Raw genomic sequence first — 13,079 nt, 5'->3', positions numbered from 1 at the left:
CCGGCACCGTATCCGGCGCGTTTCCGGCATCCGGATCGAACCACAGGATGCGCGATAACAACTTCCGGGACCTACTGCGCGTCATTCACTCACCCTTAAGCAATTTCCCGGGGCCTCCGGTCTCTTGCACCCCTGTCTTAATCATACTTCAACGGCATGGCGACGGCTTCCACTCTACTGATGCCGCTACGGCAACAAAGTAGGGAAATCATCGCTGTAGGGTCTGGATTCCCCCTGAAATGGCCATTTTCTCTCCCAATGTCCGTGCGTATCTAGCCGGAGTCATGTAGGAAAGCTCAAGGAAATTTTGACGGCGCGCGAATCGTTGATGGTCCCGGTCAGTCCCCGGTTTTCGGGAAGGTGTGGAGTGGTGTTGATTGTGCAGATTTGTCCCGGGGCCGGTGCGGGTCGCGGGACCGCTTGTTGCAAGCGGCCCCTGGGGCAGACCGTGCGCCGGTTGGCGGATGCCACGGAAGGCAAGTCGAGAGGGTAATGGCATGAAGGACGCGATGCAGGACCTTCCGGCAGAAACGGATATCGCCATCGTCGGCATGGCCGCGCATCTGCCCGGGGCAGCGGATATCGCCGCCTACTGGGAGAACCTGCGCCAGGGCCGGTCGGCCGTGCGCCGGCTGACCGAAGAGGAAATCCTTGCCTCGGGCGAAAGCCCGGCCGTGCTGCGCAACCCGAACTACGTCCCCGCGGCCGCCCTGCTGGAGGGTTACGACCGCTTCGACGCGGAATTCTTCGGCTTCTCGCCGAAGGAGGCCGCCATCCTCGACCCGCAGCACCGCCAGTTCCTCGAGGTCGCCTGGGAAGCGCTGGAGAGTGCAGGCCATACGCCCGAAGGGTTCAAGGGCCGCATCGGCGTCTTCGCGGGCTGCGGAATGGGCAGCTATTTCTACTTCAACCTCTGCTCGAACCCGGCGCTGGTGGAAAGCACCGGCATGTTCCTGCTCCGCCATACCGGCAACGACAAGGATTTCCTGTCCACCCGCGTCAGCCATGTCTTCGACCTGAAGGGGCCGAGCCTCGGCATCCAGACCGCCTGTTCCACCTCGCTGGTGGCAGTGCACTATGCCATCCAGGCGCTTCTGAACGGCGAATGCGACATGGCGCTGGCGGGCGGCGTGACCATCGACCTGCCCCAGGGTCGCGGCTACCTCTACAAGGAGGGCGAGGTCCTGTCGCCCGATGGCGTCTGCCATGCCTTCGACCACCGGGCACAGGGCACCGTCTTCGGGTCGGGCGCGGGCACGGTCCTGTTGCGGCGGCTGGAAGACGCGCTGGCCGATGGCGACCATATCTGGGCCGTCATCAAGGGGTCCGCCGTCAACAACGACGGGGCCGCGAAGGCCGGGTATCTGGCACCGTCCGTGGAAGGCCAATCCGCCTGCGTCGCCACCGCCCTGGCCGTCGCGGGGACACCTGCCGAAACCATCGACTATGTCGAATGCCACGGCACCGGCACCTATCTTGGCGACCCGATCGAGGTCGCCGCCCTGACCGAGGCCTTCCGCCGCACGACGGACGCCACGGGCTTTGCGAAGATCGGGTCGGTCAAGACCAACATCGGCCATCTCGATACGGCCGCCGGGGTCGCAAGCCTCATCAAGACCACTCTCGCACTTTACCACGGCCAGATGCCGCCCAGCCTCAACTTCGAGGCCCCGAACCCCGCCATCGACTTCGACAACAGCCCCTTCCGGGTGAACGACAGGCTGTCGGACTGGCCCCGCCGCATGGGCCCCCGCCGCGCCGGCGTGAACTCGCTTGGCGTCGGCGGCACCAATGCTTTTGTCGTCGTGCAGGAACCCCCTGCCGTGGCGGCCTCCGAACCCTCGGACTGGCCCTTCCAACTCATCACGCTCTCGGCCCGCAGCCAGTCGGCTTTGGGCGAGGCGTCCCAACGCCTTGCCGCGCACCTGCGCGCCCATCCCGAACAGGACCTGGCCGATGTCGCCTGGACGCTGAAGGAAGGCCGCCGCGCCTTCGAACACCGGCGCGTGCTGGTCGCTGGCTCCCACGAGGAAGCCGCGAAGATGCTCGAGGCCGGCGATCCCCGCCGCGTCTTCACCCAGCGGCGGCTGGGCGATGCCCCGGATGTCGTCTTCATGTTCCCCGGCGGCGGCGCGCAATATCCAAACATGGCGCGCGACCTTTACGAGACCGAACCCGTCTTCGCCGAATGGATGGACCGGGGTCTTGCCGCCCTGGGCGATGCCGAGGCCGAGACCCGCGCGCTCTGGCTTCCCGCGCCGGGCCAGGAACAGGCCGCGGCCGAGGCGCTGCGCCAGCCCTCGAAGCAGCTTCCCCTCATCCTCATCGTCGAGGTGGCGCTGGCGAAGCTGTGGGAAAGCTGGGGCGTCCGGCCGGCCGTCCTGATCGGGCATTCGATGGGCGAAAACGCCGCCGCCTGCGTGGCGGGCGTGATGACGCTTGAGGCCGCCGTCGGACTCGTCCGCAAGCGGGGCGAACTCTTCGACACCGTGCCTGCGGGCGGGATGCTGTCGGTGCCGCTGTCCGAGGCCGCGCTGAAACCCTACCTTGGCGATCTCGACATCGCCTCGGTCAACGCGCCGGAACTGACCGTGGTCTCTGGGTCCGACGCGGGCCTCAAGGACCTGGCGGAACGGCTGAAGGCCGATGGCATCGACACCACCCGCATCGCCATCGACATCGCCGCCCATTCGCGGATGCTGGAAGGCATCCTGCCTGCCTTCCGTGCCCACCTCGCGGGGATGCAGCTTTCGCCGCCGCAGATCCCGATCATCTCGAACCGCACCGGCCAGGTCCTGACGGACGCCGAGGCGACCAGCCCCGACTACTGGGTCGCGCATCTGCGCAACACCGTCCGCTTCGCCGACGGCATGGCGACGCTGCGCCAGAAGGCCGATCGCGTGTATCTGGAGGTCGGACCCGGCCGGGCCATGGCGTCGCTCGCGCAAGCCAACGGAGCGATGGGCGGCCAGCCGGTCCCGGCCAGCCTGCGGCACCCCGACGACACCGTCAGCGACGACCGCCACTTCATCGCCACCCTCGGCCGCCTCTGGGCCTGCGGGGCCGAACCCGACCTGACCCAGCTCTGGGGCGAGGCGAAACGCCGCCGCGTCCCCCTGCCGACCTACCCCTTCCAGCGCAGCCGCTATTTCGTCGAACGCGGGACACCCGCCGTGGTGACCGAGGCCGACCTGACCCCGGCCCGCCACGACAGCGTGACCGACTTCGGCTACAGGATCGGCTGGCGCGTGATGCCCGCCGACTGCCCGGTGGACGTGGAAACCGAACTGGGCGATCCCCTGACCTGGCTCGTCTTCGCCGATGAGACCGGCCTCGCCCGCGCCGCCGTCCAGCGCCTGCGGTCGGGCGGCCACCGCGTCATCACCGTCCACGCCGGCGACGCCTTCGCCCGGACCTCGGACGACACCTACACGCTGGCCCCCGAACACGGGCGCGAGGGCTATGACGCGCTTCTCGCCGACCTCGCCCAGCGCGACCTGTCGCCCGCCCGGATCGCCCATTTCTGGCTGGTCACGGAAAAGGAGGCCTTCCGCCCCGGCTCCTCCTTCTTCCAGCGCAACCTCGAACAGGGCTTCTGGAGCCTCTTCTTCCTCGGTCAGGCGATGGGCGAGATCGGGCTGAAACCCCTGCCCCACCTGACCGTCGTCACCTCGGGCGCGGCCCAGGTGCGGACCGAGGCGCTGCCCTACCCCGAGAAAGCCACCGTCGCCGGCCCGGTCCGCGTGATGCCACGCGAACTGCCGGGGCTGACCGCCAGCCTTCTGGATGTGACGCTCGACAGGAAGATCGCGCCGGAAACCGTCTCCGCCGTCATCGAAGAGATGCTGGCCACCCCCGCAAATACCGTCGCCGCGATCCGGGGCGGCCGGAGACTGGAAACCCGCCTCGTGCCGGCGAAACTGCCCGATCAGGCCGAAGTGCCCGAAGGCTCGGTCTGGGTCATCACCGGCGGCTTTGGCGGGATCGGCGTCACCGTGGCCGAACGCCTGATGCGCGACCGTCATGCCAAGGTTGCGCTCATCGGCCGCCACGTCCCCGAACCGGGATCGGTCCGTGCCGGGGTGCTGTCGCGCCTCGAACGCCTCGGTCGCGTGATGGCCGTCGCCGCCGATGTCTGCAACCCCGAGGAGATGCGCGCCGCCTTCGACCGCGTCCGGGCCGAGTTCGGCCCGATCCATGGCGTCGTCCATGCCGCAGGCACCGTCGATGACGCCCCCCTCCTCGGCAAGGACCCGGGGTCCGCCGACGCGGTCCTGTCGCCCAAGGTCCACGGCACGAAACTGCTCGACACGCTTCTCCCTGACGGCTCGGTGGACCGGATCGTGCTGTTCAGTTCCACCTCCACCGTCCTGACCCCGGCGGGCCAGGCCGACTATGTCGCGGCGAACGAATACCTCAACGCCTTCGCCAAGTCCCGCGCGGGCGGGCTGACCAAGGTCACCTCGGTCAACTGGGGCATCTGGTCCGGCATCGGCATGGCCGCCGACGCCGACGCCCGACGCCAGGGCAAGGACGCGGGCACGCCGCTGCCCGGTCAACTGGTCCTCGAGCGGATGCAGAAAGGCGAGGATGAAACCCGGTTTCATGCCACCCTGACCAAGGACCAGTGGGTGATGGACGACCACCGCCTCCTGGACGGCACGGCGGTCCTGCCCGGCTCGGCCTACCCCGAGATCGCCAGCGAGGCGCTGATGGCCACAGGCCTCAAGGGCGGCCTGCACCTGACCGACCTGACCGTCTTCCGCCCCCTGCGGCTGGAGGCGGACCTGCCGCGCGACCTGCGCGTCAGCCTCACCCGGGCCCGCGACGGCAGCCAGCGCCTGCAGGCCCGCGCGCTGGAGCCGCAGGGCTGGGCCCTGACCGCCGAGATGGGCGTGGCCCCCCTGACGACGCAACCGGAAACGCTCGACCTCGCCGCCATCGCCGCGCGCTGCCCCGACAAGGCCACGGCTCCGGGGGGCGAGACCCTGCCATCGGCGCAGGAAGACCGGATCGCCTTCGGCCCGCGCTGGCAGGTGCTGAAAGCGACTGCGCTTGGCAACCGGGAAGGGCTGGCAACCCTGGCGCTTCCGACCCAGGCCGTGCAGGACACCGCCACCTGCACCATCCACCCCGCGCTTTACGACATCGGCACCGGCTGGGGCATCGCGCTTCTGCCGAAGGTGGCCGAGGGCTTCGTCTGGGCCCCGGTGATGACCACCGCGATCCGGGTCCATGGCCCGCTTCCCGCCGAAATCCGCAGCTGGGTCCGCCTGTCGGGCACGCCCGCAGAGGATACCGCCAGCTTCGATGTCACCCTGACCGATCCCTCGGGCAAGGTGCTGGTCGAGGTCGAGGGCATCACCTTCCGCAAGGTCGCCTTCGAGGAGGCGCTCGCCAAGCCGCAGCCGCCCAATCCGCGCGACGTGATCCGCGACGAGGACCAACGCGGCCAGTCCCCCGCCGAACAGCGCCTTGCCCAGGCCCTTGCCGGCGGAATCCGCCCGGCCGAGGGCGCCGAGGCCTTCCTGCGAGCGCTTGCGGCAGACGGTGCGCAGGTCCTTGTCTCCTCGCTGGATCTCGAGGCGCTGGTGAAACAGGCCAACGCACCGGTTGCGGCAGAGACCGAAGGCCCCGGCTTTGCACGACCCGAACTGGAAAGCGCCTATGTTGCGCCCCGGAACAGCGTCGAACGCACCCTTGCCGGCTTCTGGGCCGAGCTTCTGGGCGTCGCCGAAGTGGGGGTGGAGGACGACTTCTTCGCGCTCGGCGGCCACTCGCTTATCGCCGTGCGCCTCTTCGCGATGATCCGGCGGCAGTGGAAGGTCGACTTCCCGATCTCGGTCCTGTTCGAGGCCCCGACCATCGCCCGCTGCGCCCAGCTCATCATCGACCGCATCGGCCCGCAGGACGACAGCGCCCCGGCGCCGACCGCGCTTGCCGATCCGGCGGGGCCGAAGTTCACCCACCTCGTCGCCATGCACCGGGGCGAGGGGGGGCCCAAGACTCCGTTCTTCCTGGTCGCCGGCATGTTCGGCAACGTGCTGAACCTGCGCCACCTTGCCAGCCTTCTGGGCACCGACCGGCCGTTCTACGGGCTTCAGGCCAAGGGCCTCTTCGGCGACGACAAGCCGCACATGACCATCGAGGAGGCCGCGGCCTCCTGCCTCGCCGAGATCCGGCAAGTTCAGCCGAAAGGCCCCTACCTGCTCGGCGGCTTCTCGGGCGGCGGGCTGACGGCCTGGGACATCGGCCGGCAGTTGCGCGCCGAGGGCGAGGAGGTCGCGCTGATGGTCCTGCTCGACACGCCCCTGCCCGTCCGGCCCTTCCTGACCAAGCCGGACAAGGCCCTGATCAAGCTGGCTGAACTTCGCGCTGGCGGGCCGAAGTTCCTGGCGGAATGGGCGCGTCGGCGCTGGGAATGGGAACGCTCGCGCCGCGCCAAGGCCGCGAACGAGCCCGACCCGACCGTGCCCTCCTACAACAACGCCGCCATCGAGGCCGCCTTCCGCCATGCTATCGGGGTTTACCAGCTGAAGCGGTGGGAGGACGGGAATGTGGTCCTCTACCGCCCGCCCTTGGACCGCCACTACAAGGTGACGGGCGGAAACTGGGTGTCCAAGGCGCGGGAATACGTCTTCCACGACAACCTCTGGACCCCCTTCGCCCCCCGGCTGGAGGTGGTCGAGGTGCCGGGCGACCACGATTCCATGGTGCTGGAACCCAACGTGCGCGTTCTTGCCGCACGGATGAAGGCCGCGATCCAGGCGGCCGAGGCTGGCGAAACCCGCCCGTCCGCCCAAAGACTTGCAGCCGAATGACCCGGAGACCGACATGACCCTGACCGCCCTGCTGATCGGCAACGAAAGCCTGACAGTCGAATGCGGCAAGCGCTGGCTGGAGCGGGGTCATCGGCTTGCCGCGGTGGTCACGCGCGAGCCCAGGGTCGCGGCCTGGGCCGCGGGCGCGGGGCTGCGGGTCATCGCACCGGGCGCTGGCCTGGTCGAGCGCACGGCGGGCCTGGAGGTCGACTGGCTGCTATCGGTCGCCAACCTGTCGCTGGTGCCGGCGCCGGTCCTGGCGCTGGCCCGGAAGGGTGGGGTCAACTTCCACGACGGCCCGCTGCCCGGTTACGCCGGTCTGAACGCGCCAGTCTGGGCGATCCTGAACAGCGAGACGGCACACGCCGTCACCTGGCATCTGATGACCGAGGGGATCGACGAGGGCGAGGTGCTGGCCACCCGCTCCTTCGCGATCGAGCCGGACGACACCGCCTTCACCCTGAACGCCCGCTGCTTCAGCGCGGCGCTGGACAGTTTCACCGATGTCATCGCGGCACTCGAGGCGGGCGGCCAGCCACGCCAGCCGCAAGCCCCCGGCCCGCGCAAGGTCTGGATGCGGTCGGACCGGCCCTCTGCCGCCGGACGGCTGGATTTTGCGCAACCTGCCGAAGCGGTCGCCCGCCGGGTGCGGGCGCTCGACCATGGCGGCTACCGCAACCCGCTTGCCGTGCCCAAGGTCGAGGCCGCGGGACAGGTCTGGGCCGTGGGCCTGGCCGAGGTCGTCGCGGGTTCGGGCGTGCCGGGCGCGGTGCTGGCGCGCGATGCCGACAGCGTGACGGTGGCCTGCGGTTCGGGCGCGGTGCGCCTGTCGCGGCTGACCTGCCTGAAGGGTCTGCCGATCGACACCGCCCGGGCCGGCGCCCTGCTGCCCTCGCCCGATGCCGCCGAAACCGCCCGGCTTGACGCAGCCCTAGCCCCCGCGGCCGAGGCCGAGGCACGGCTGCGCGGTCTGCTCCTGCACCCCGATCCGGCGCTGGCATCAGCGGATTCGGCCGCGCAGGACTGGCGTCAGATCCAGCTCGACGGTCCCGAAGCAAAGCCTGCCCGCCTGGCGCTGGCCGCCCTCTGCGCGCTTGGCCGCAGTGGGGGCGATCTCGCCCTGGGCCTGGGCGCGGACCGCGCACCGGGCTATCTTCTGCCCTGGGTGCCGGTCCGGCTCGACGCAACCGGCCCCCTGGCCGAGGCCGAGGCCCGCGCGAGCCGCGCGCTCGATGCCGCCCGCGCCGCCGGGGGCATCGCAGCCGACCTCGCCCTGCGCGAGCCCGGCCTGACCGCGCTGTCGCCCTCTGGCCTCGCCCTGGGCGAGGGCACCGCCCCGCTGGCCGGCAGCACCGTCACCATCACCACCGGCCCCACGCCGACGCTCTGGCACGACGCCGCCCGCCTGCCCGCCGCCGAGGCCGCCCGGCTGGCCGAGCGCATCGCCCGTGTCCTTGCCAGGATGGCCGCCACACCCGAGGCCGATCTGTCCGGCATCAGCCCGCTGTCCGAGGCCGAGACCAGGGTCTATGCCGGGGCTCTTGCTGCCACGCGGCGCGACTACGACCGGCAGGCCACCCTGCCCGGCGCGATCCTTGCGCAGGCCATGCGCACGCCGGAGGCGACCGCCGTTGTCGCGGGCGAGGCGCGGCTGACCTACTCTCAGCTGGCCGACCGGGCAGGCCGGATCGCGAACACCCTGCGCGGGCTGGGCGTCGGGCGCGGCACGCTGGTCGGCCTGGCCTGCCGGCGGACGACCGACATGGTGGCCGGCGCACTCGGCATCCAGCTGGCCGGCGCGGCCTATGTGCCGATGGACCCGACCTATCCCGCCGACCGCCTGGCGCTTTACGCCGAGGATTCGGGGTGCCCCGTCATCCTGACCGAAAGCGCTGTGGCCGAGGCCCTGCCGCACGGCCCCGCGCGTCTGGTCCTCGACACCGATCCGCGGCTTGCGGCGGCCCCCGCTGCGCCCCCCGCCGATGGTCCGACCGCAGAGGACCCTGCCTATGTGATCTACACCTCCGGCTCCACCGGCCGGCCCAAGGGAGTGGTCGTCACCCACCGCAACGCGATGAATTTCTTCGCCGGTATGGACGACGTGCTGGGCACCGATCCCGGCACCTGGCTGGCCGTCACCTCGCTGAGCTTCGACATCTCGGTGCTGGAGCTGTTCTGGACCCTGACCCGCGGCTTTACGGTCGTCCTGGCCGATGACAGCGCCCGGGTCCGTCCCTCGGCCGGATCAGGGGGAGGCAACGGGATCAGCCCGCGGAAGATGGAATTCAGCGTCTACTACTGGGGCAACGACGACCTGCCGGGTCCGTCGAAGTATGAACTGTTGCTGGAAGGCGCAAAATTCGCCGACCAGAACGGCTTTGTCGCCATCTGGACGCCAGAGCGCCATTTCCATGCCTTCGGCGGCCCCTACCCGAACCCTTCGGTCACCGGCGCGGCGGCGGCCGCCGTGACGAAGAACATCGGCGTGCGCGCCGGCAGCATCGTTGCCCCCCTGCACCATCCCGCCCGGATTGCCGAGGAATGGGCTGTCATCGACAATCTGACCAATGGTCGCGCGGGCCTGGCCTTCGCTTCGGGCTGGCAGCCGGACGACTTCGTGCTGCGGCCCGAGAACACTCCACCCGCCAACCGCCAGGCGCTGTTCGACTCGCTTGACGCCGTGCGCAAGCTCTGGCGCGGCGAGGCAGTGGACTTCCCGCGCAAGGATGGCACGCCCTTTGCCGTCAGGACCCAGCCGCGCCCCGTATCGAGGGAAGTGGAGGCCTGGGTCACCACCGCGGGCAACCCCGAAACCTGGCGCGATGCCGGCAAGGCGGGTGCGCATGTGCTCACCCACCTCCTCGGCCAGTCGATTGCCGAGGTCGCGGACAAGGTGAAGCTCTACCGCGCCGCGCTGGCCGAGGCGGGTCACGACCCGTCGCGCTTCAAGGTCACGCTGATGCTGCACACCTTCCTCGCCAGCGACCGCGAGACGGCGCGCGAAGTCGCGCGCGAGCCGATGAAAAGCTACCTGCGCTCGGCGGCCGGGCTGATCAAGCAATACGCCTGGGCCTTCCCGGCCTTCAAGAAGCCGCAAGGGGTGGCCAATCCCATGGATATCGACCTCCGGTCGCTGGCCCCGGACGAGATGGAGGCGATCCTCGATTTCGCCTTCCAACGCTATTTCGAGGACTCGGGCCTGTTCGGCACGGTCGAGGATGCGGTGAAGCGCGTCGAGGAACTGAAGGCCATCGACATCGACGAGGTGGCCTGCCTCATCGACTATGGCATCGCAACGCCCGTGGTGCTGGAGGGGCTGAAACATGTGGCCGAGGTCCTGCGGATCACGAACTCCGGGGCCGAGGCCGATGACTCGATGGCCGGTCTCATCCACCGCCACGGGGTGACGCACCTGCAATGCACGCCCTCGATGGCGCGGATGCTGGCCGAGGATCCCGGCGCCCGTGCGGCGCTGTCGCGGCTGAAGCGGATGCTGGTCGGAGGCGAGGCCTTGATGGGTCGCCTGGCCGGCGATCTCTCGGGGCTGATCGGCGGGCCGGTGCTGAACATGTATGGCCCGACCGAGACGACGATCTGGTCCTCGGTCGAGGCGACAACCGGGGCAGAGGGTGTGGTCAACATCGGACAACCCATTGCGAACACGGCGCTTTATGTGCTGGACGACAGCCAGTCCCCGGTCGCCGATGGCGAGGCCGGAGAGCTCTGGATCGGCGGCGAGGGCGTGGCGCAGGGCTATTTCCGGCGCCCCGACCTGACCGCCGACCGTTTCCGCCCCGATCCCTTTGCCGGTCGGGGGCGGATGTATCGCACCGGCGATCTGGTGCGCAGGCGGCCTGACGGCAAGCTCGACTACCTCGGCCGGGCCGATTTCCAGGTCAAGATCCGCGGCCACCGGATCGAACTGGGCGAGATCGAGACCGCGCTGGAAGCGATGGCCGGGATCCGGCAGGCCGTGGTCATCGCCCGCGAGGATCAGCCCGGCGATGTCCGCCTGGTGGCCTATGTCACCGCCGATGGCCCGGTGGACGAGCAGGCGCTGCGCCGGGATCTGTCTGCGCACCTGCCCGAGGTCATGGTCCCCGCCCATGTCGTCCGGCTCGAGGCGATGCCGCTGACCCCGAACGGCAAGGTGGACCGCAAGGCCCTGCCCTCCCCCCACGCCGCCGCCGCCCCCGCCGCCACCAAGGCCGTCGCGCCGCTGGAAGGCGGGGTCGAGGCCACCATCGCCGCCGTCTTCGCCCGCGTCCTCGGCGTGCCGCAGGTCGGGCGGTCGGACAATTTCTTCACCCTTGGCGGCCATTCGCTTCTGGCGGTGCAGGCGCACCGCGAGCTGAAGGTGGCGCTGAACTCCGACCGGATCGCGATCACCGACATCTTCCGCTTCCCGGTCGTCTCGACGCTGGCCGAACATGTCGCCAAGGTGCTGCCGCAGGCGTCGGCCATCCCGGCCCAGGTTGCCGCGCCCGTCGCCGCCGCGCCCGCGCCGCAGCCCGGCGCGACCGGGGCCGCCGACAGCCGGATGGATGCCATGGCGCGCCGCCGGGCCATGCGCGAGGCGCGGGAGAAGGCGCTGGGATGACCGCTCCGCTGCGGCTCGGCCGGGTCGGGCAGGCGCTGGCCGACCTGTTCCCGGCCGGGGTTTCGGTGGCGGTCTGCAACCTTGCCGCCGCCGACCCCGGGGCGCTCTGGCCCGAGGAACGCGCGGCCGTCGCCAGGGCGGTGCCGCGTCGGGTCAGCGAATTCGCCGCCGGACGCCAGGCGGCGCGCCAGGCGCTCTCTGCGCTCGGCCTGCCGCCGGTCGTGCTGCCCCGCCTGCCCGACAGATCCCCGCTGTGGCCCGAGGGCATCTCCGGCTCGATCTCGCACTCGGCCGGTCTGGCCGTGGCCGTCGTCCGGCGCGGGGGTCCGATCGGGGTCGATGTCGAGCCGGACGAACCGCTCGCGCCCGAGATCTGGCCCGAGATCGCCTCGGCCGCCGAACGTGCCGCGCTGCCGGCGGGGGAGCCGGGGCTCTGGCTGCGCCGGCTCTTCGCGGCGAAGGAGGCGCTGTTCAAGGCGCAGGCACAGGGTGCGCGGGCGATGTTCGGCTTTGATGCGGTGCATCTGACCCTTGCCGAGGACGGCTTCGATGCCCAGTTCCTGACCGATGCCGGGGCCTTCCGCACCGGCGACAGGGTGCGGGGCCGGCTGGCTCTGGTCGAGGGTCTGGTTCTGGCAGGGGTGACACGGTGACGATGATGACGCGACGGACGGCGATCCTGTCCAGCCTGCTTTCGGCGATCGGCGCCGGCGGGCTCTACTGGCACCTGACCCGCGCGCCCTCGGCAGAGTCGGTGCGCACCCGGCTGACCGGGTTTTCGGTGCCGAAACCGGATCAGCCTCTGTCGGTATTCCACCTTGGCCACAGCCTGGTGAACCGCGACATGCCCGCGATGGTGGCCCAGCTTGCTCCCGCCGGCCACAGCTACGACAGCCAGCTCGGCTGGGGCACGACCCTGCAAGCGCATTGGGGCGACGCGCCGATCAACGGGTTCGAGGCGGAAAACGCCCACCCCCGCTTTCGCCCGGCGCTGGAAGCCGTCCAGAGCGGCGACTACGACGCGATCGTGCTGACCGAGATGGTCGAGATCCGGGCTTCGATCCGCTACTACGACAGCCCGGTCTATCTGGCCCGCTGGGCCGCCGAGGCGCTGAAGGCGCGTCCCGATGTGCGGCTCTATCTCTACGAGACCTGGCACCAGCTGGACGACCCCGAAGGCTGGCTGGAGCGGCTGGACCTGGATCACGACCGCTACTGGCTGTCGCGCGTCCTCGGCCCCGCGCTGGAACGGTTGCCGGAAGGCACGCGGATCTTCCTGATCCCCGCCGGCCAGGTGCTGGCCGCCTTCGTCCGCGCGGTCGAGGCGCAGGGCGGCGTGGGCAATGTCCGCGACCGGACCGACCTCTTTGCCCGGGCCGAGGACGGATCGCTGGACGTGATCCATCTCAACGACATCGGCAACTACCTCGTGGCGCTGGTCCACCATGCGGTGCTCTATCAGCAAAGCCCGGTCGGCCTGCCCCATGCCCTGCTGCGGGCCGATGGCAACCCGGCGACGCCCCCCTCTCCCGAGGTGGCGCGGCTGATGCAGGAGACTGTTGATTCGGTTATCCGCAACCTGGGCTTGTCGGGCCTTTCGGCCTGATGATGTGACCGCCCCCCGACGGCATCGATGTGCCAAGGTGGGTCTGCGAGGA

Annotated in this window: 4 protein-coding genes; all 4 read left to right on the top strand. The window is 70.2% G+C overall.

Annotated features, from left to right (window positions below):
- Nucleotides 1-497: 497 nt before the first annotated feature.
- From FL625_RS11280 to FL625_RS11265, 4 genes are read left to right on the top strand one after another with little or no spacing between them, the layout of a single operon-like run.
- On the top strand, nt 498-6,821 hold the full coding sequence (locus tag FL625_RS11280) for a type I polyketide synthase (RefSeq protein WP_149588780.1): 6,324 nt from the start codon (nt 498-500) through the stop codon (nt 6,819-6,821).
- 13 nt (nt 6,822-6,834) lie between these two features.
- Complete coding sequence (locus tag FL625_RS11275; protein ID WP_149588779.1) at nt 6,835-11,421, top strand: MupA/Atu3671 family FMN-dependent luciferase-like monooxygenase; 4,587 nt, start codon at nt 6,835-6,837, stop codon at nt 11,419-11,421.
- Nucleotides 11,418-12,074 (top strand): 4'-phosphopantetheinyl transferase family protein, encoded by a 657-nt coding sequence (locus tag FL625_RS11270; protein ID WP_149588778.1) that lies wholly within the window; start codon nt 11,418-11,420, stop codon nt 12,072-12,074. Before FL625_RS11275 ends, FL625_RS11270 begins: the two co-directional genes overlap by 4 nt.
- A 5-nt stretch (nt 12,075-12,079) precedes the next feature.
- Nucleotides 12,080-13,027, top strand: coding sequence for a hypothetical protein (locus FL625_RS11265; RefSeq protein ID WP_149588777.1), 948 nt, complete (start codon nt 12,080-12,082; stop codon nt 13,025-13,027).
- Nucleotides 13,028-13,079: the final 52 nt, after the last annotated feature.

It is taken from the genome of Tabrizicola flagellatus (assembly GCF_008271465.1).
GTDB lineage: Bacteria > Pseudomonadota > Alphaproteobacteria > Rhodobacterales > Rhodobacteraceae > Tabrizicola > Tabrizicola flagellata.
The sequence above is the reverse complement of the archived record's forward strand: the minus strand, read 5'-3'. Positions and strand labels throughout refer to the sequence as shown.